Below are 19563 nucleotides of genomic sequence, written 5' to 3' on the forward strand. Positions count from 1 at the left end.
ATACCCGGTGCCCGGCGCTCTCACGAACCGTCGCCGTACACCGCCTTGACGTTGTCCCGCGCGGGGTGCGTCCGTCCGGCCGGTCCGGCGGCGAACGCGCGCAGCAGGTTCTCCGTCACCCGGGTCGTCAGCGCACCGGAACGGGCGTCCAGGCCGTGGTTGGCCCCGCTGCGTCCGTCACCGGTCGCGTCGAGGGCCTCGACCCAGCGCATCGTGCCGGTCGCGAAGACCCCGGCTCCGCTCGCCACCGTGTAGTACGCCGTGTCGTGGTGGCTCGGCCGGCCCTCGCACACCACCGGGGAGTGGGCCAGTATCTCGATCGGACGCGGCGTCGGGAACGCGGTGTTCACCTTGTCGTACTCCACCCCGACCAGGTGCGCGAAGCCCTCGCCGGCCTTCACGCCCGTCCCCTCGAACAGCCAGTGGCCCGGGTTCGTCACCACGTACGGGGCGTCCACCGGGTAGCCGTCGTAGATCACCCCGAGCAGCGAGCTCTCCGGGTCGGCCGCGGGCGGCGAGCGGAAGTCGACGGTCGCCGGATGCCCCCGCTTGAAGCCGGGGTCCTGGTCGTAGGAGGACTTGTAGCAGACCACCGTACGGTCCGGGCCCAACTCGGAGGGCTCCAGCCGGATCCGGCGGAAGCAGCAGTTGGCACCCAGTACCGCGAGGTTGCTGCCCGCGTCCCGGGCCGCCGTGACGTGCGCGCGCTGCTCCGGCGACCAGTACTCGTCGTGGCCGAGCGACAGCACTGCCGCGGCCCCCTCCAGCAGGTGCCGTTCACGCGCCACATCGGTGGTCGTGGCGTACGCGAGGGGTATCCCGAGCCGCTCGGCGAGCGCCACCAGCGGAGCCTCGTAGACGAGGAACAGCCCCGCCCCGTCGTCGTACTCGTACGGCCGGTCGAAGGTCACCGACAGCGAACGCGAGGCGTAGCCGCCGTTCGGACCGTCGTAGCTGCCGTAGCCGCCCCAGCGGTTGTACGCCTGCCAGGTCGCCACGGCGTTGACGAGCACCGTCCGGCCCGCCGTGGCCGCCGAGCGGACGGTCAGCGGCACGAACCGCTGCCCCTCCCCGCCCTGCGCGTCGAGCCGCAGCAGGTAGCAGCCCTCCGGCCAGCCCTTGGTGTCCACCGTGGCGGTACGCGGCCACCGGGTGCGCACCATACGGGTGCCGGCGTCCACCGTGGGCTCGGGCTGGCGGACCCCGGGCAGTGCCTCGGAGCGCCACACCAGCCGGGCGCGCGCCCCGCCGTACCAGCCCATCCGGTACGCGGAGACCGTGAAGCGCGGGGCGGTGGTGGACACGTGCAGCCCGAACGACTCCCCGGGCAGGACGCCGACCCTGTCCGCGAACCCCTCGATCGCACGGGCCGGACCGGCCTTGGTCACCCGCCAGTCGGCGTTGCCCGGCCGGTCGTTCTCCGCCTTCACATCGAAACCGGCCCGGCCGCCGGGCGCCGCCGGCGACTCCTTGCCCGCACCCTTCCCCTTGAGCGCCGCCCCGCTGTCGCCGCGCCCCCCGCCCGCGCAGCCGGCGGCCGAGCCGAGCCCCGCGGCGGTGGCCGCGCCCGTCGCGAGGGCGAGGAAACGCCGCCTGCCCGCGCCCTCGGCGCCCCCGGGTATGTGCTCCTGATCCATGAGGGCACGCTACGTCACCCCCCGCCCCCTCGCTCCACCACCGGCGGTCCGTCCGCACTCCCTCCCCGGTCCGATCCGTACCGGTCCCGCGGTCCGGTTCATTCGACGTGCTCGCGGTAGCGGGCGATCACCTCCCCGAGCACCTCGCGGCCGTCCCGTGCCCACAGGCCCGGATGGAAGATCTCCACCTCCACCGGCCCCCGGTAACCGGCGCCGTCGGCCAGCTCCCGGAAGGCCCGCAGGTCGACGCACCCGTCACCGAGCTGTCCCCGCCCCAGCAGGACGCCCTCGGGGAGCGGGGTCACCCAGTCGGCCAGCTGGACGGCCGTGATCCGCCCACCCGCACCGGCCCGGCCGAGATCGGCGGCCAGCCGTTCGTCCCACCACAGGTGGTAGGAGTCCGCCACCACCCCGACCTGCTCCGCCGGGAACTGTTCGGCGATGTCCAGGGCCTGCCCCAGAGTGGAGACCACACAGCGGTCCGCCGCGAACATCGGATGCAGCGGCTCGATGCCCAGCCGCACCCCGTGGCCGGCGGCCCACGGCGCCAGGTCCCCCAGGAACCCGGTGATCCGCCGCCGGGCCTCCGCCAGGTCCCGCTCGCCGGCCGCGAGTCCGCCCGAGACCAGGACCAGGACACCCGCGCCCAGTTCGGCCGCCTCCTCGACCGCCCGGCGGTTGTCCTCCAGGGCGGCCGCCCGGCCCGCCCGGTCGACGGCGGTGAAGAACCCGCCCCGGCAGAGCGAACTCACCCGCAGCCCGGCGGCGGCGACCAGCCGGGCCGTCTCCCGCACCCCGAACCCGCGCACCGGATCCCGCCACAGCCCCACCGCCCCCACTCCGGCGGCGCCGCACCCGTCCACCAGCTCGGGCACCGACCACTGCCGCACCGTCTCCTGGTTCAGGCTGAACCGGGCCGGGGCCGCCGCCCGGTTCACGCCCCCACCCCCCGGTCCGCCAGGAGCCGGCGCATCCGGTCCGCTGCACCCTCCGGGTCGGGGAACAGGCCCAGCCGGTCGGCCAGTTCGTAGGCACGCGCCAGATGCGGGAGCGGGCGGGCCGACTCCAGCCCGGCCAGCATGGTGAAGTGCTCCTGGTACCCCGCCAGCCAGGCCAGCAGGACCACACCCGTCTTGTAGAGCGGGGTCGGAGGGGCGAACAGGTGCCGCGACAGCGCGACCGTCGGATCCAGCAGGGCCCGGAAGCCGCCGGGATCCTCCCGGTCGAGGGCGAGCGCCGCCCGCGCCGCGATCGGGGCGATCGGACCGAAGATCCCCAGCAGGGCGTCGCCGGCCCGCTCCCCGTCCCCGGCGATCAGCTCCGGATAGTGGAGGTCGTCGCCCGTGTAGCACCGTACGCCCGGCGGCAGCCGACGTCTGAGCTCCTTCTCCAGCTCCGCGTCCAGCAAGGAGACCTTGACGCCGTCCACCTTCCGCGGATGCTCCTCGACGATCTTCACCAGGACGGCCGCGGCCTCGTCCGGCTCGTCGTGGCCCCAGTACCCCGCGAGCGCCGGGTCGAAGACCGGGCCCAGCCAGTGCAGCACCACCGGCCGGGAGCTCTGGCGCAACAGCGCTCCGTACACCTCCCGGTAGTCCTCCGGACCGCGGGCCACCGAGGCCAGCAGGCGCGAGGCCATCAGAACCGCCGACGCCCCGCAGTCCTCGACGTGGGCCAGTTGCTCTTCATACGCCGCGGTGATCGCCGCCAGCGAGTGCGCCGGGCCCGGAGGCAGGTGGTCCGTGCCGGCGCCGCAGACGATGCGGCCGCCCACCGCCCGGGCCTCCCGGGCCGAACGGCGGATCAGCTCCGCCGCGTCCGGCCAGCCCAGGCCGGCCCCCCGCTGGGCCGTGTCCATGGCCTCGGCGACCCCGAGCCCCCACTCCCACAGACGGTGCCGGATGCCCAGGGTGGCCTCCCAGTCGACCGCCGGCGCGCTCGCTCCCGGGCCGGCGGCCGGGGCGGCCGCCACATGGGCGGCGGCGTAGAAGACGCGGCTGCGGGCCGGACCGCGGGCGAACGGCGCGAGCCCCGCGGCCGAGGGCCGGTGCACGCGGAAGCCCCCGTCCGCGCAAGGGAGCCGGATCGCCTTCACAGGACCACCTCCGGCACCGGCAGCCGCCGCCCCTCGGCACAGGAGCGCAGGCCCAGCGAAGCCAGCTGTACGCCCCGCGCCCCGGCGACCAGGTCCCACCGCCAGGGCTCGTCCCGCACGACATGGCGCAGGAAGAGCTCCCACTGCGCTTTGAAGCCGTTGGCCACCGGCCCGTCGTCCGGCACCTCCTGCCACTGCGCGCGGAACGAGCCGGCCGACGGCACATCCGGATCCCACACCGGTCTCGGGGTGCTCCCACGCGGCTGGATCCGGCAGCTGCGCAGGCCGGCGACGGCCGAGCCGTGCGTCCCGTCCACCTGGATCTCCACCAGTTCGTCGCGGTGCACGCGGACCGCCCAGGAGGAGTTGATCTGGGCGACGGCGCCGCCCTCCAGCTCGAAGATCCCGTAGGCGGCGTCCTCCGCCGTCGCCTCGTACGGCCTGCCTTCCTCGTCCCATCGGCGGCCTACGTGCGTACGGGTCAGGGCCTGCACCGTACGGACCCGGCCGAACAGCTCGTGCAGCAGGTAGTCCCAGTGCGGGAACATGTCGGCGACGATGCCCCCGCCGTCCTGTGCCCGGTAGTTCCAGGAGGGGCGCTGAGCCGGCTGCCGGTCACCTTCGAAGACCCAGTAGCCGAACTCCCCCCGGACGGACAGCACCCGGCCGAAGAACCCGCTCTCGGCCAGCCTCCTCAGCTTCACCAGGCCCGGCAGGAACAGCTTGTCCTGCACCACGCCGTGCTTGACCCCGGCCGCCGCCGCCAGCCGGGCCAGCTCCAGGGCGGAGGGGAAGTCCAGTGCGGTCGGCTTCTCGCAGTACACGTGCTTCCCGGCCGCCACCGCCCGGCGCACGGCCCCCTCGCGGGCGGCGGTCACCTGGGCGTCGAAATAGACCTCCACCTTCGGGTCGGCCAGGACGGCCGTCAGGTCGGTGCTGACGTGTTCCAGGCCGTGTTGTTCGGCGATGGCCCGCAGGGCCGCCTCGCGGCGCCCGACCAGCACCGGCTCCGGCCACAGCACCGTGCCGTCTCCCAGGTCCAGCCCGCCCTGCTCGCGCAGGGCGAGGACGGACCGGACCAGATGCTGGCGGTAGCCCATCCGCCCGGTCACGCCGTTCATCGCGATCCTGATCGTCCTGCGTTCCATGATGACGTCCCTTCCGGTCCCGTCGGCGCCGTCCGCCGACGATAGAAAGCGCTTTCTGTCGATCAGGCTAGGGCTCGCAATCCGCCTCCTTCAATTACCCGTTCGGGTGATAGAAAGCGCTTTCTGGATGGGGCATCATGAAGTCCACGCACCGAAGTCGGAAGACGGCCCGCGGCAACGGCGGGCCACAGGGGGAGGGGATCTCGATGGCAGTGACGCTCGCAGAGGTCGCGGTCCGCGCGGGGGTCTCGCCCGCCACGGTCTCGCGCGTACTGAACGGCGGCTATCCGGTGGCCGGCGGCACCCGGACCCGCGTCGAGCGGGCCGTGGAGGAACTCGGCTACGTCGCCAACGCCTCCGCCCGCGCGCTCGCGGCCGCCACCTCCGACCTCGTCGGAATCCTGGTGCACGACATCGCCGACGCCTGGTTCGGCATCCTCGGGGGCTCCCTGCAGGGCGCCCTCGACCCCGCCGGAGAGGGGGAGGCCCGCCGCCTGTCCGTCGTCTGCAACACCCAGGGCGCCCCCGCGGCCGAGAACTCCTACCTCGCCCTGCTCGAAGGCCAGCGCGTCGGAGGCGTCGTCCTCACCGGCGCCGCCGCGGAGGACCCTGAGCACACCGCCGCACTCACCGCCCGGATCACCCGCATGGCCGCCTCCGGAACCCGGGTCGTGCTGTGCGGACGCCCGCCCCTGCAGGTACCCGCCGCGCTCCCCGTCGCCACCCTCGTGTTCGACGACCGAGGGGGAGCCTTCCGTCTCGCCGAACACCTCCTGGCGCTCGGCCACCGGCGCATCGCCCACATCGCCGGCCCGCCCGGGCTGAGCGCCACCCGCGAGCGCCTCGCCGGACACCGGGAGGCCCTCCGGCGGCACGACCCGGCCCTGCCCGAAGCCTGCGCCGCACTCACCGTCCACGCCGCTTCCGAGCGCTCCGCCGGCTATGACGCCGCCCGGGAACTGCTGCGCAGGGGAGAGCCCTTCACAGCTGTCGCCGCCGCCGGCGACACGGTCGCCGCGGGCGTCGCCGCCGCACTGCGCGAAGCGGGCCTGCGCATACCCGAGGACGTATCGGTCGCCGGTTTCGACGACCTGCCGTTCAGCCAGGACACCGCCCCGGCCCTCACCACCGTCCGGCTGCCGCTGCGGGAAGCGGGCGTGCTCGCCGCCCAGCTGGTGACCGGCCGCCGGGCCCTGCCCCCGGGAGGCATCACCACCCTGCCCACCGAACTCATGGTGCGCGGCTCCACGGCACCGCCCCCGACCGCGAGGAGGGCGCCATGAGGTACGCCTTCTCCACCCTCGGCCTGCCGGGCGCACCGCTCGCCCGCAGCGCGGCCCTGGCCGCCCGCCACGGCTACGACGCCCTCGAACTGCGGGCCCATCCCGAGGAACCCCTGCATCCGGGGAGCCCGTCCGGGGACCGGGCCGTCGGACTGAGGACCCTCACCCGGGCGGGGGTGAGCGTGCTCGGCGTCGCGGGGTACGCCCGGGTCGCGGCGCCCGGCCCCGACGGGCCCGTCCTCGACGAGCTCCGGTCGCTGGTCCGGCTCGCAGCCGACCTCGAAGCCCCGTACGTGCGGGTCTTTCCCGGCGGGGGCGGCCTGCCCGGGCCGGAAGCCGACGCCAACGCCGTGCGCCGCATGGGGGAAGCCGCCCCCCACGCGCAGGACATCGGGGTGCGGATCCTGTTGGAGACGCACGATTCGCACCGGACGGCGGCCGACGCCGGCCGTGTGCTCGACGCGGTCGGCCATCCGGCGGCCGGTGCGCTCTGGGACGTACTGCACACCTGGCTGGGCGGTGAACGGCCCGCGGAGTCGAGACGGCTGCTCGGCCCGCATCTGGGCTACGTGCAGGTCAAGGACGTGGCGTCGGCCGACGACCTGACGCCTGTCGCGCTGGGCGCGGGAGTGCTGCCGCTCGCCGGGGCGGTGGCCGCGGCACCGGCCGACGGCTGGCTGTGCTGGGAGTACGAGAGACGCTGGTACCCCGGGGCGGCCGAGCTGGCCGGGCACCGGCTCAGACGGGGGCGCGAGTACCTGGAGGGGCTGGTGGTCCATGGCGATCAGGCCGAGTAGGCCAGACGGCCCGGATCCACCGGGTACCGGAAGCCGACGCCCTGTGCGTAGCGCTCCAGCTCCTCGACCGCGGTGACCGCCAGCCGGTCCAGCTCCCGGCCCAGTGAACCCGCCACATGGGGGGTGAGCAGGACGTTCGGCAGGTCGTACAGCGGGGATCCGGCGGGCAGCACCTCCGGCTCGGTGTGGTCGAGCACCGCGTGCAGCCGCCCGGCGACCAGCTCCCGCGTCAGCGCCGCCGTGTCGACCAGGGCACCGCGCGCCGTGTTGACCAGCGTGGCGCCGTCCGGCATCAGGGCCAGCCGGGGCGCGTCGAGCAGGCGACGGGTGCCGGGGAGCTCCGGGGCGTGCAGGCTCACCACATGGCTGCGGCCGAGCAGTTCGTCCAGGCCGCAGGGCTCGCCACCGAGGGAGGTGATCTCGGCCGGGTCGGCGTACGGGTCGTGTACCAGGACCCGCAGGTCGAACGGCCGGAGCAGCTCCAGTACCCGCCGGCCGACGCGGGAGGCGCCGACGAGCCCGACGGTCCGCCCGTAGTTGCCCACCGCCGGGTAGCGGCCCAGCGGGTCGACGGGTCCGCGTGCGGCCCGGTAGGCGTGGGCGGCTTCCAGGACCCGCTTGTTGGCGAAGAGGATCGCGGCCAGCGTGTACTCGGCGACGGGCAGGGCGTTGGCGGCCGCCGCGCTGGAGACCAGCAGACCGCGTTCCCAGCAGGCCTCGGTCACATGCCCCTTGACGCTTCCGGCGGCGTGGACGACGGCGCGCAGCCGGGGCATCCGGTGCAGGGCGTCCGCGTCCAGCACCGGGCAGCCCCAGCCGGTGAACAGCACCTCGGCGCGGGCGAGCCGGGCGTCGAGGATCGCGTCGTGCCCGGCGAAGCCCGTGAGCAGCAGGTCGGGGTCCACGTCCGCGACCCGGACGAGCGCGGCCAGGGTCCGGTCGCCGAGCACGGCCGCCCGGGTGTCCGGACTCATGGCGAGCACCGTGGCGGGCCGGGCGTGGGCGACGGGTCGGGTCACGCGGCGCCTCCAGCGGTGGAGCCCGGCCGCCGGAGGCGTCGGAGCCGACGGCTCCCCACGGCGGCACGGTGGACGCCACGATGGTCACAGAGTCCGGCCGGGCGGGGAGCGGCGACACGTGGCCGGGGCCCGCGGTTCACCCGCAGGCCCGACGGTCAGTGCGGGGTGGTCTGGGTGATCCGCCACAGGCGGCGCGGCAGCTCGCCCTCCTCGCAGGGGTGGACCTCGCGCAGGGTCCAGCCCTCCGCCGGCGCGTCGGCCGGCGCGCGAGGGAAGAAGTGGACAGCGAAGCCCCCGTGCTTCCAGATGTCGTCGCCGTGGGCGGTGCCGGTCCCGTAGTGGGCGTCCCCGGTGTGGCGGACGGTGTCACGAAGGTGCCGCCCGGCCCCAGCACCCGGCGCACCTCGCCTGCCAGGGCGGCGATCTCCTCCGTGGACAGCGCCGTGCACAGGAGCAGGTGCGCGAACACGCCGTCCCCCGAGCCGTCCGGGAGGGGCAGCGGTTTGCGGACGTCGTGGACCGCGGTGGTGACGTGTCCGGCCGCCCCCCGGGCCGCGGCGCTCCGGCGCAGCTGCTCCAGATCGGCCGGGCTGAAGTCGGTGGCCAGTACGTCGAAGCCGGCGCCGGCGAAGTACAGGGCGTCGCGCCCGTGCCCCGCCCCCGGTTCGAGCACCCTGCGGGCGCCGGCGGCCAGGCCTGGATCGGCACCGGTGAGGGAGGTGAGGGATGGTGAGGCACGGCACGGCACGGCACGTAACCGGGCTGCCGGCAGCGGTCAGGGCGCGAGCGTGGTGTCGGCCAGCTCGGGCCAGTGTGCCGCCGCCCCCTGCCGGGCCGCTTCACCGTACCCCGCGTCGCCGAGGGCTCGGCGCGCGGCCCGCTCGATACGGGCGGCGTCGGGGTGGGAGCGGTCGCGGAGCCCCCGTACGCCCGTGCTCGCCGCGAGCAGCCGTGCCGCCTGCGCGTGCTCGCCCTGCCGCAGGGCCAGGTCCGCGACGCCCACCAGCACCTGGGCGATCAGCGGCGCGTGCCCCGCCCCGGCCGCCGCCGCGCAGGCCGCGGCGTGGTGCGCCCGGGCCTCGCCGAGGTCGTCGGCCAGGTAGCCCAGCAGATCGTGCGTCACGGCGAGGACGTTGCGCTGCAGCGCCTCGCCGCCCAGCAGGGCCGTCGCGACGCCCAGGTGCCGCCGCGCCTCCTCCGCCTCGCCGCCCCACCGGGCGAGCTCCGCCCGCGCGAGCGCCAGTTCGGCCAGGGCGTCCGGCCAGGTGACCCGCTCCGCGTACCGCTGCGCCTCGGCGAGCGCGGCGGCGCAGGCGTCCCCGTCACCCCGCAGCCAGTACAGCTGCGCCTGCCGGGACCGCATCCGGATGACGTCCTCGACCGCCCCGACCTCGGTGACGACCGTGATCGCCTGCTCCAGGTGCTCGCACGCCCCGGCGAACCCGCCGCGCACGGCGATCCGCTCCGCCAGCTCCGTCTGGGCGAACGAGATCCCGAACCGCTCGCCGAGCGTCCGGAACTCGGCGAGCGCCGTCTCCAGGTACTCGTCCGCCTCGCGCCCCGTGTGGCCCAGCATGATCCGCATCTTGCCCAGGTGCAGCCGCCCCAGCGCCCGCACCCAGGGGTCCTCGCTGTCGAGCAGCGGCTCGAACGCCGGCAGGAAGGCGTCCGGTGCCTCCAGCATGCGTTCCAGCGCGGTGACGAGCCCCAGCAGCGGATTGCGGCGCCGGCTGCGCAGGCTGAACCGGTACGCCTCGTGGATCCACTCCGCGGCCTGGTGCTCGTCGCCCCGCCCGGCGCTCGCGAACAGCACGACCAGCGCGTACGCGGTGGCCCGCACGTCGTCCGCCACCTCACCGGGCGTGCCGACGGCCGCGGTGATCAGCTCCATGCCCTCGGTGCGGTGCCCGCTCAGCCACCAGTACCAGCCGGCGGCCGCCGCGAGCCGCATCGCGGGCTCCGCCTCGCCCGCCGCGAGCGCGCCGCGCATCGCGGAGCCGATGTTGTCGTGCTCGGCGCCGAGCACCGCCAGCCACTCCAGCTGCTCGGCGCGGCGCAGATGGGGCTCGGCGGTCTCGGCGAGCCCGGTGAAGTGGGCCAGGTGCGCCCGCCGCGCCCGCTCCGCCTCCCCGGCCTCGGCGAGCCGGTGCGCGGCGTACTCCTTGATCGTGCCCAGCATCCGGTAGCGCGGGACGCCATCGCCCTCCGCGCGCAGCAGGGACTTCTCGGTCAGGGCGGTGAGCAGTTCGAGTACGTCGCCCGCCTCGACGCCGGCTCCCGGACCGTCCGCGCCGCCGACGCCGTCCGCGCCCCCGACACCGTCCGCGCAGACCCGCTCGGCCGCCTCCAGGCTCGCCCCGCCGGAGAACACCGAGAGCCTGCGCAGCACCGTCCGCTCGGCCCCGCTGAGCAGCTCCCAGCTCCAGTCGACCACCGCCCGCAGCGTCTTGTGCCGGGGCAGGGCGGTGCGGCTGCCGCTGGTCAGCAGCCGGAAACGGTCGTCGAGCCGGTTGGCGAGCTGGTCGACGGTCATCGTCCGCAGCCGGGCCGCGGCCAGTTCGATCGCCAGCGGCATCCCGTCCAGCGCCCGGCACACGCGCCCCATCACCGCCAGCGTCCGGGCGTCGGTGCCCGCGCCGGCCGCGAGGTCCCGCCGTACCGCCCCGGCCCGGTCGCGCAGCAGCCGGACGGCCGGCGAGGACGCCAGCTCGGCCGGGTCCGCGTCGCCCCGGGGCAGGGCCAGCGGTTCGACCGGCCACAGGGCCTCACCGGTGATGCCGAGCGGCTCCCGGCTGGTCGCCAGGATCCGCAGCCGCCGGCACTCGCCGAGCACCCGGTGGGCGAAGACCGCGGCCGCCTCGATGACGTGCTCGCAGTTGTCGAGGATGAGCAGCGCCTCACGCTCACGGACCGCGGCGATGAGCCGGTCCGTCAGGTCGGCGTTCGGAGCCCCGCCGAGCAGGGCGTCCCGCAGGCCCAGTCCGTCGAGCGCCGACTGCGCCACGCCGCCGCCGTCCGCGCCGACGGCGGCCAGCTCCACCAGCCAGGCGCCGTCCGGCAGGTCGTCGAGCAGCGTGCGCGCGGTCTCCGCGGCCAGCCGGGTCTTCCCCGCGCCGCCCGGCCCGATCACGGTGGTGAGCCGGTGCTCGGCCAGCAGGCCGCGGACGGCGGCGACGTCGGCGTCCCTGCCGACGAAGCTGGTGAGTTCGGCGCGCAGGTTGGTCCTGCGGAGCTCCTCGCGCCGTCCGAGCTCGCCGCGCAGCAGCGCCGTGTGCACGGCGGACAGCTCGGGCGACGGGTCGGCCCCCAGGGTGTCGGCCAGGGCCTCGCGCGCCCGCTGGAACACCTGGAGCGCCTCGCTGTCACGGCCGGCTGCGGCGAGGGCCCGCATCAGCGCGGCGACGAGCCGCTCCCGCACCGGGTGCGCGGTCACCAGATCGGTCAGCTCCGTGACCACCTCCGCGCCGCGCCCGAGGGCGACGTCCGCCTCGGCCCGGGTCTCGGCCGCGGTCAGGCGCAGCCCCTCGAACCGCACGACCGCCGCGTCGAGCGCGGCGCTGTCCGGCAGGCCGACGTCCTGGAGGGCCGCACCGCGCCACAGTCCGAGGGCCTCGCGCAGCAGCCGCACCCGCCCGGAGACGTCCTCGGTACGGGCCTGGCCGGCGGCGACGAGCCGCTCGAAGCGCACGGCGTCGACGGCGTCGGGCTCCACCGCCAGCCGGTAGCCGTCCGTCAGCCCCTCGATCGCCCCGCCGGGCAGCAGCTTGCGCAGCCGGGACACCAGGCGCTGCAGGGCGTTCGCCGCGTCGGCCGGCGGGTGCTCCCCCCAGATCCAGTCGACGAGCGCCGTCCGGGGGACCACGCGTCCCGGCCTGAGCGCGAGGGCGACCAGCAGCCCGCGCAACCGCGCACCCGGCACGTCGACCGGATGGCCGTCCTCCGTGCGCACCTCCAGTGGGCCCAGCATCCCGATCTGCACCCGTCGATTCTGTCACGGGGGCACGACGTGCACCGACGGGTCAACTCCCGCTCCCCGGAAGGCGACCGGGCGCGGCGCGGGGGACCCGGAGCGCAGGGGGGAGTCGGCATGCCGGCACGGGGGCCTCCCGCACGCGCGCGACCGGCGGGCGGGGCGGCCGCTGATCGACCGTGCGTGCGCCGGCCCCGGCCCCCCGGCCGGGCGCGTGCCCGGGGTCCGGCGCCGGCTCCGGTCCCGTGCTGCGCCCCGCCGGGGCCGGGCGCAGCCGCCGGTCCGTGGGCGGACGGCCCCGGAGGGAGGTGTTCCCCCGGGGACAGTAGGGTGGGCCGGGTGAACCTTTCTTCCGCGCTTCCGCGTTCCTTTCGGCTGCTCGTCACGGGTGGGGGGACCGGTGGTCACACCTACCCCGCCCTGACCGCGATCCGTACCCTCCAGGGCCGACTCGCGGCCGCCGGCGGCACGCTCGACGTGTTGTGGATCGGGACCGCCGACGGTCTGGAGGCGCGGGTCGCGCCGGCCGAGGGGATCGCGTTCAAGACCGTCGCCACGGGCAAGATCCGCCGCTCGGCGAACCCGCTGAAGATGCTGTCGGCCGCCAACATGAAGGACATGGCGCGCGTCCCGCTCGGCGTGGCCCAGGCGCGGGCGATCGTGTCCGAGTTCGAGCCCGACGTCGTCCTGGCCACCGGCGGCTACGTCGCCGTGCCCGCCGGGCTCGCCGCACGCCTGTGCAAGCGGCCGCTGGTGCTGCACGAGCAGACCGTGCGCCTCGGACTGGCCAACCGCAAGCTGGCCGGGTCCGCGACGCGCATCGCCGTGTCCTCGGAGTCCTCGCTGCCGCTGCTGCCGGCCGAGGTCCGCGAACGCGCCGTCGTCACCGGCAACCCGGTCCGCCCCGAGGTGCTGTCCGGACACCCGGACAAGGCCGTGCAGGCCCTGAACCTCGTCGGGTTCGACCGCCGTCTGCCGACCGTCTACGTCACCGGCGGCGCGCAGGGCGCCCAGCAGATCAACGGCGTGGTGCGCGAGGTGCTCCCGTGGCTCCTGAGCCACGCGAACGTGATCCACCAGTGCGGTCCCGCCAACGTCGACGAGCTCCGCTTCGCCGCGGCCGGACTGGACCCGGTCCTCGCCGGCCGCTACCACGTCACCGGCTTCGTCGGACCGGAGCTGCCCGACGTGCTCGGCCTCGCCGACATCGTGATCTCCCGCTCCGGCGCGGGCACCCTGGCCGAGCTGACCGCGCTGGGCAAGCCCGCGGTGTTCGTCCCCCTGGCCACCTCGGCCGGCAACGAGCAGGCGCACAACGCCCAGTACCTGGCCGACGCCGGCGCGGCCGTCGCCCTCCTCGGCGAGGTCACCGCGCACGGCCTGGCCGAGGCGGTCGGCCCGCTCCTCACCGATGCCGGCCGCCGCGCCCAGATGGCCGAGCGGGCCCGGGCCTACGGGCGGCCGGACGCGGCCGAGCGGCTCGTGGACGTGCTGCTGGCCGCCGCGAACGGCTGATCCGGAACACATGCGGAGGGCGTCGCCGGCACCGGGCCGACGGCGCCCTCCGCTTCGTTGCACGGTGTTCACGCTCCAGGAGCCGCAGGCCGTGTTCCCCGACCGGCCGGTATGCCTAGACTGACCGCTCGTCGATCATGCAACCGAGTGGAGGACGGTCCGTCATGCGTTACCTGCCCCTGGGAAGTTCAGGTCTTCTGGTCTCCGCCGTGGGCCTCGGGTGCAACAACTTCGGAGGCCGCCTCGACCTCCAGGCCACCCGGGCCGTCGTCGACGCCGCCCTCGACTCCGGGATCACCCTCCTGGACACCGCCGACATCTACGGCGGCCAGGGCGGCTCCGAGCGCCACCTCGGCCAGGTCCTCAAGGGCCGCCGCGACCAGGTGGTCCTGGCCACCAAGTTCGGCTACGACGGCGTCGACATGGGCTACGGCCCCGCCGCCGGCTCCCGCGGCGGGCGCGGCTACATCCGGCGCGCCGTGGAGGAGTCCCTGCGCCGGCTGGAGACCGACCACATCGACCTCCTCCAGCTCCACAGCCCCGACCCCGCCACCCCGATCGCCGAAACCCTCGCCGCGCTCACCGAGCTCGTCGCCGAGGGCAAGGTCCGCTACATCGGGCACTCCAACCTCAGCGGCTGGCAGCTGGCCGAAGCCGCCCACACCGCCCGCGAGACCGGCGCGGTGCCCTTCGTGTCGGCGCAGAACGAATGGTCGCTGCTGGAGCGGTCCGCCGAACGCGAACTGGTCCCCGCGGCCCGCCACTACGGCCTCGGCGTCCTCCCCTACTTCCCCCTCGCCAACGGCCTGCTCACGGGCAAGATCCGCCGGGGCGCGCCCGTCCCGTCCGGCTCGCGCCTCGAAGGCCGCGACTCCTACCTCACCGAGGAGCGCCTCGACACCGTCGAGGCGCTGGCCGCGATCGCCGAGAAGCACGACCGCACCGTGCTGGAGCTCGCCATCGGCTGGCTGTCGGCCCAGCCCGGCTGCGCCTCCGTCATCGCCGGCGCCACCTCCGCCGCGCAGGTGCGCGCCAACGCGGCCACCGCCGACCGCCCGCTGGAAGCGGAGCTGCTGGCCGAGATCGAGGCCGTCGCCGGAGCCCACGCCGTATGAGCACCCCCTCCCTGCGCTGCGCGGTGCTCGACGACTTCCAGGGCGCGGCCGCGGCCTTCGCCGACTGGTCGCCGGTCACCGCGCGGGGCGTGGAGGTGGTCGCCTACCCCGACCACCTCGACGACGAGGACGCGCTCGCCGACCGCCTGGCCGACCACGACATCGTCGTCACCCTGCGCGAGCGCGTCCCCTTCCCCGCGAGCCTGCTGGAGCGGTTGCCCCGCCTCACGCTGCTCGTGGCCAGCGGCATGCGCAACTCCGTCATCGACTACGCCGCCGCCGAGCGCGCCGGAGTGACGGTGTGCGGCACCGCCAGCTCCTCCACCCCGCCCGTGGAGCTCACCTGGGCGCTGCTGCTCGGCCTCGCGCGCGGCGTCGTCACGGAGAACACCGCCCTGCGCGAGGGCGGCCCCTGGCAGCAGACGGTCGGCGCCGACCTGTACGGCCGCCGCCTCGGCCTGCTGGGCCTCGGCAAGATGGGCAGCCGGGTGGCCCGCGTCGGGCTCGCCTTCGGCATGGAGGTGACGGCCTGGAGCCGCAACCTGACCAAGGAGCGGGCCGAAGCCGAGGGCGTCGCACTCGCCCCGTCCAAGGAGGCGCTGCTCGCGGACAGCGACTTCGTCTCCGTCCACCTCGCCCTCGGCGAGCGCACCCGGGGGCTGATCGGCGCCGCCGAGCTCGCGCTGATGCGGCCGACCGCCTACCTGGTCAACACCTCCCGGTCCGCGATCGTGGACCAGGAGGCGCTGCTCGACGCCCTGCGCACGGGACGTATCGCGGGAGCCGGACTCGACGTCTTCGACACCGAACCGCTGCCCGCCGGCCACCCGCTGCGCACCGCCCCGAACCTCCTCGCCACCCCGCACCTCGGCTACGTCACCCGGGACAACTACGCCACGTACTACGGCCAGGCGGTCGAGGACGTCCTGGCCTTCCTCGACGGCGCGCCCGTACGCGTGCTGCCCTGACGCACCGGACGCACCGGGGCCCTCCCGCCGACGGCCGGGAGGGCCCCGCCCCGGAGGCGCGGCGGGGTCTCAGGACACGATGTCCTTGCGGGAGAAACCCCGGAACGCGAGGGCGAACAGCACCACCGCGTACGAGACCGACACCACCGCCCCCTTGGCCATCCCGCCCCACTCCAGCTGCGGCTGCAGCGCGTCCACCCAGGCGAACTGCCAGTGCGCGGGCAGGAACTCCCGCCACGACCCGAGCGCGGTCACCGCGTCCAGCACGTTCCCCACGATGGTCAGCCCGACCGCCCCGCCGACCGCGCCCAGCGGCGCGTCCGTCCGCGTCGACAGCCAGAACGCCAGCCCGGCCGTCACCAGTTGCGAGACGAACACGAAGGCCACCGCCAGCGCCAGCCTCGCCAGGGTGTCCCCGGCGGGCAGCGCCCCGCCCGCCGGCAGCTTCAGCGGCCCCCACCCGTACGCGGCCGTGCCCGCGGCCAGCGCCACCACCGGCAGCAGCACGATCGCGGCGAGGCTGAAGCCCAGCGCCACCACCAGCTTGCTCCACAGCAGCCGGGCCCGCGGCACCGGCGCGGCCAGCAGGTAGCGCAGGGAGGACCAGCTCGCCTCCGAGGCCACGGTGTCCCCGCAGAACAGTGCCACCGGCACCACCAGCAGGAACCCGGCCGACACGAACAGGCAGGTCGCGGCGAAGTTCGCGCCGGAGGCGGTGGCCGTGTCGATGAAGCCGACCCGGCCGTCGCTCCCGCCCCGGCCGTCGTCCGCGCCGCCCACCGCGAAGGCGATGATCATGACGAACGGGAGCGCGGCCAGCACCCCGCCCATCACCAGCGTCCGCCGCCGGCGCCACTGCCGCAGCGCCTCCACGCGCAGCGGCAGCGTCCGCCCCGGCCGGTAGCCGGGCGCGGTCTCCCGGGCGGTCTCCCCGGCGTGCGCCGGGGCCCCTACGGCGTTCATGCCGCACCTCCGATCAGGGTCAGGAAGGCGTCTTCCAGCCGGCGGTGCGGCCCCACCGCCGACACCGGGAGCTCCAGCCGCACGAGTTCGGCGATCAGCGCGGCGGGCGTCACGCCGTCGAGCCGGACGAGGAGCCCCGCGTCGGCGGGGACCACGGACGCGACGCCCTCCAGCGCCGCGACCTTCCCGACGGCCGTCTCGTCCACCGGCTCCGCCAGCGCCACGAGCAGGGTGTCCCCGCCGCCGGTGATCTCGGCGACCGGACCGGCCTGCACCAGCCGGCCGCGGTCCATGACCACCAGGTGGGTGCAGGACTGCTCCACCTCCGACAGCAGATGGCTGGAGACGATCACCGTCCGGCCGCCGGCGGCGTAGCGGATCATCACGTCGCGCATCTCCCTGATCTGCGGCGGGTCCAGACCGTTCGTCGGCTCGTCGAGGATCAGGAGGTCCGGAAGCCCCAGCATGGCCTGCGCGATGGCCAGGCGCTGGCGCATGCCCTGCGAGTACGTGCGCACCGCGCGCTCCAGGGCGTCACCGAGCCCGGCGATCTCCAGGGCCTCGGCCAGGTGCGCGTCCTCGGCGGGACGGCCGGTGGCCTGCCAGTACAGCTCCAGGTTGGCCCGTCCGCTCAGGTGCGGCAGGAAGCCGGCGCCCTCCACGAACGCCCCGACCCGCGACAGCACCGGCGCCCCGGGACGGATCGCGTGCCCGAACACCCGGATCTCCCCGGCGTCCGGCGCGATCAGCCCCATCAGCATCCGCAGCGTCGTGGTCTTCCCGGCCCCGTTGGGCCCCAGCAGACCCAGCACCTGGCCCCGCTCCACCCGGAAGGACAGGTCCCGCACGGCGTACCGGTCCCGTGCCTTCGCGTAGCGCTTCGTCAGTCCGGTGATGTCGAGCGGCACCCCGGACAGCGCGGGATCGGGCGCGGCCGCCGGGCTTCCGCCCGGGCGTCGGATGCCGAGGAGGGCGGCCGCCAGCGCCAGCGCGCCCAGCGGCAGCCACCAGATCCAGCCGGGCAGCCCGGCGGTGGCGGTCCGCACCCCGTCCGCGACGGGCACCAGCAGCGGTTCGCGCACCGAGACGGTGTACGAGGCCGGCTCGGCCGGGGAGGCGTAGCCCAGGTCGGTGGCCGCGACCACCAGCCGCAGCCGGTGCCCGGCCTGGAAGGCGTGGTCGACGGCAGGGAGCCGCAGCCGCACGCTCCGGCCCTGCCCGGCGTCCGTCACCCGCACGGGGGCGACGAGCTGGCTCGGCAGGACCTGCTGGCGCCCGTCGGGCCCGACGTCGTACAGCTTGCCGAACAGCACGGCCGAGCCGTCCGCGGCCGTCGACCTCAGGTTCAGGGTGATGGCCGGGGTCCCGGTGACCCTGACCTCCGCGGCCAGCGGCTCCGACTCGAAGCGGGCGTTCTGGCCGGGGAAGTCCAGCGAGAAGCCGGTCCCGAGGGAGGCGAGCTGCCCGCCGATCCCGGGCAGCGCCGACAGGGCGGGCGGCGCGCCGCCGGCCGGGTTCGCGAAGGTCTGCTCCCGCCCGGCCAGGGGAACCGCACGCGGGTCGGAGTCGAGCCCGGGGTAGCGGTCGGCGCTCGCACCGCGCACCATGACGCGCCCGTCGGTGGAGTCGATGCCGCCGGTGCGCGAGACGCGGAACGCCGGGCCGGTGTCCGCGTTCCCGTCCCCCTTGAGGTAGCGGTCGAACCAGGCCGTCACCCGGGTCTCGATCCGCGCGGACTCGCGCATGCCGCCGTCGTGCCCGCCGGCCGCCCAGTCCACGGAGACCGGGGCGCCGTTGGCGGCGATGGCCTTCGCCATGGCGTCGGCCTGGTCCAGCGGGAACAGGGAGTCGTCCTGCCCCTGCACGATCAGCGCCGGCACCCTGATGCGGTCGCCCACGGCCGAGGGGCTGCGCCGCTCCAGCAGCTCGCGCGCCTCGGCGTCGGGCTTCCCGGCCACCGCGACCCGCTCGTACATGGCGCACAGCCGCGGCTCGAACCGGCCGCAGCCCGGGGCCGGAGCCTCCGGGGGACCGGCGGCTCCGGCCGGGCGGCCGGCCGGCTGGAGGCCGTCCGCCGCCCCGCCGGTGAAGAAGATCCCGGCCCAGAGCTTCTTGAACACGCCCTGCGGGAAGAGGGAGTCGGCGAGGTTCCAGTACGTGATCTGCGGGGCGATCGCGTCCACCCGCCGGTCGTACCCGGCGGCCAGCAGCGCCACGGCCCCGCCGTAGGAGGCGCCGGCCACGCCCACGCGCGGGTCGCCGTCGGCGTCGAGGCGCACCTCGGGGCGGTGGGCCAGCCAGTCGATGAGCGCGGAGACGTCCTTGACCTCGTGCTCGGGGTCGTTCAGTCCGATGCGCCCGCCGGACCGGCCGAACCCGCGGGCCGACCAGGTCATGACGGCGTACCCGTCGCGGGCGAGGCGTTCGGCCTGGGCGCGCACGTCGTCCTTGCTGCCGCCGAAGCCGTGGCCGAGGAGGACGGCCGGACGGCGGTTCGCGGCCTCCCCGGCGGTGAAGAAGGAGGTGTCGATGTCGGCGGAACCGTTTCCGTCCGTGCCGGGCATCCGCAGGACCTGGTCCTGGCGGTGCACGGCCGGCCCGTCTCCGGAGGCGGCCGCGGCCGTCCAGGTTCCGGCACCGGCGAGGACCGCGAGTGCGGCGGCGCCGGCGAGCAGGCGGTCCCGGGGCCGCCGGGGCAGTCGGAGCTTCATGGGGGAACCCTAAGGCCCGTGATCGCCCGTCCCGAGCTCCCTCAGGGGGAGCCCCGCCCCTTCTCCAGGACTACCCGCGCGGCCCTGCGTACCGCACCTGCGGTATCCGACCGCCCCCACGAACCCGGAACCTCTCCCCCCGACCCCCTCCCGGAACCTCCCCCCGGCCCCCTCCCGGGGCCTCCCGCCCGGGCCCGTCCGACGCGGCCCCGCAGGCGTCCGGCCCCGGCGCCCTGTTCCGCCGGCGGCCCGGGACTGCCTCCCGAGCCGTCCGACGCGGCCCGGCCGCCGCCTGCCCCTACGGGCCGCGCCGCCGGGCGGCGGCGGGGGGCCGTGTTGGCC

General features: G+C 75.7%; 14 protein-coding genes. 5 read left to right on the top strand and 9 right to left on the bottom strand.

From position 1 onward, the window contains the following. Nucleotides 1–20: 20 nt before the first annotated feature. The 4 genes from WDV06_RS22320 to WDV06_RS22335 all read right to left on the bottom strand — a co-directional run bounded on the left by WDV06_RS22320 (nucleotide 21) and on the right by WDV06_RS22335 (nucleotide 4880). Entirely contained in the window at nucleotides 21–1637 is a 1617-nt protein-coding gene (locus WDV06_RS22320; protein WP_395511536.1) for a N,N-dimethylformamidase beta subunit family domain-containing protein, read from the bottom strand. Nucleotides 1638–1735: 98 nt separating this feature from the next. Next, a complete protein-coding gene (locus tag WDV06_RS22325) occupies nucleotides 1736–2575 on the bottom strand; it encodes a sugar phosphate isomerase/epimerase family protein (RefSeq protein WP_395511537.1) in 840 nt (279 codons plus the stop codon). Further along, nucleotides 2572–3732 carry a DUF993 family protein gene (locus tag WDV06_RS22330; RefSeq protein WP_395511538.1) on the bottom strand — a complete coding sequence of 387 codons (1161 nt, stop codon included), beginning with the start codon at nucleotides 3730–3732 and terminating at the stop codon, nucleotides 2572–2574. The genes WDV06_RS22325 and WDV06_RS22330 overlap by 4 nt, the downstream gene beginning before the upstream one ends. Next, a complete protein-coding gene (locus WDV06_RS22335) occupies nucleotides 3729–4880 on the bottom strand; it encodes a Gfo/Idh/MocA family protein (protein ID WP_395511539.1) in 1152 nt (383 codons plus the stop codon). The genes WDV06_RS22330 and WDV06_RS22335 overlap by 4 nt, the downstream gene beginning before the upstream one ends. A gap of 206 nt (nucleotides 4881–5086) precedes the next feature. On the opposite strand from WDV06_RS22335, the gene WDV06_RS22340 reads away from it, so the two are divergent. Both WDV06_RS22340 and WDV06_RS22345 read left to right on the top strand, forming a co-directional pair. Further along, nucleotides 5087–6163 carry a LacI family DNA-binding transcriptional regulator gene (locus WDV06_RS22340; protein WP_395511540.1) on the top strand — a complete coding sequence of 359 codons (1077 nt, stop codon included), beginning with the start codon at nucleotides 5087–5089 and terminating at the stop codon, nucleotides 6161–6163. Further along, nucleotides 6160–6960, top strand: coding sequence for a sugar phosphate isomerase/epimerase family protein (locus WDV06_RS22345; RefSeq protein WP_395511541.1), 801 nt, complete (start codon nucleotides 6160–6162; stop codon nucleotides 6958–6960). The genes WDV06_RS22340 and WDV06_RS22345 overlap by 4 nt, the downstream gene beginning before the upstream one ends. Here WDV06_RS22345 and WDV06_RS22350 read toward each other — a convergent pair. From WDV06_RS22350 to WDV06_RS22360, 3 genes are all read right to left on the bottom strand, one after another. After that, entirely contained in the window at nucleotides 6948–7934 is a 987-nt protein-coding gene (locus tag WDV06_RS22350) for a hydroxyacid dehydrogenase (protein ID WP_395511550.1), read from the bottom strand. The genes WDV06_RS22345 and WDV06_RS22350 overlap by 13 nt on opposite strands. A gap of 181 nt (nucleotides 7935–8115) precedes the next feature. Next, on the bottom strand, nucleotides 8116–8727 hold the full coding sequence (locus WDV06_RS22355) for a class I SAM-dependent methyltransferase (protein ID WP_395511542.1): 612 nt from the start codon (nucleotides 8725–8727) through the stop codon (nucleotides 8116–8118). Between the two features lie 27 nt (nucleotides 8728–8754). Then, on the bottom strand, nucleotides 8755–11958 hold the full coding sequence (locus WDV06_RS22360; RefSeq protein WP_395511543.1) for an AfsR/SARP family transcriptional regulator: 3204 nt from the start codon (nucleotides 11956–11958) through the stop codon (nucleotides 8755–8757). A gap of 330 nt (nucleotides 11959–12288) precedes the next feature. Here WDV06_RS22360 and WDV06_RS22365 point away from each other — a divergent pair, with 330 nt between their 5' ends. The 3 genes from WDV06_RS22365 (at nucleotide 12289) to WDV06_RS22375 (ending at nucleotide 15547) form a co-directional block, all read left to right on the top strand. Then, nucleotides 12289–13464 (top strand): UDP-N-acetylglucosamine--N-acetylmuramyl-(pentapeptide) pyrophosphoryl-undecaprenol N-acetylglucosamine transferase, encoded by a 1176-nt coding sequence (locus tag WDV06_RS22365; protein ID WP_395511544.1) that lies wholly within the window; start codon nucleotides 12289–12291, stop codon nucleotides 13462–13464. Between the two features lie 164 nt (nucleotides 13465–13628). Further along, nucleotides 13629–14579 (top strand): aldo/keto reductase, encoded by a 951-nt coding sequence (locus WDV06_RS22370; RefSeq protein WP_395511545.1) that lies wholly within the window; start codon nucleotides 13629–13631, stop codon nucleotides 14577–14579. Continuing rightward, complete coding sequence (locus tag WDV06_RS22375; RefSeq protein WP_395511546.1) at nucleotides 14576–15547, top strand: D-2-hydroxyacid dehydrogenase family protein; 972 nt, start codon at nucleotides 14576–14578, stop codon at nucleotides 15545–15547. The genes WDV06_RS22370 and WDV06_RS22375 overlap by 4 nt, the downstream gene beginning before the upstream one ends. Before the next feature lie 69 nt (nucleotides 15548–15616). Here the strand turns inward: WDV06_RS22375 and WDV06_RS22380 are convergent, their stop codons facing one another. After that, a complete protein-coding gene (locus WDV06_RS22380; protein WP_395511547.1) occupies nucleotides 15617–16510 on the bottom strand; it encodes an ABC transporter permease in 894 nt (297 codons plus the stop codon). Continuing rightward, nucleotides 16507–19221: an alpha/beta fold hydrolase gene (locus WDV06_RS22385; RefSeq protein WP_395511548.1), complete on the bottom strand. Its 2715-nt coding sequence runs from the start codon at nucleotides 19219–19221 to the stop codon at nucleotides 16507–16509. Before WDV06_RS22385 ends, WDV06_RS22380 begins: the two co-directional genes overlap by 4 nt. Nucleotides 19222–19563: the final 342 nt, after the last annotated feature.

It is taken from the genome of Streptomyces racemochromogenes (assembly GCF_044129415.1).
GTDB lineage: Bacteria > Actinomycetota > Actinomycetes > Streptomycetales > Streptomycetaceae > Streptomyces > Streptomyces racemochromogenes_A.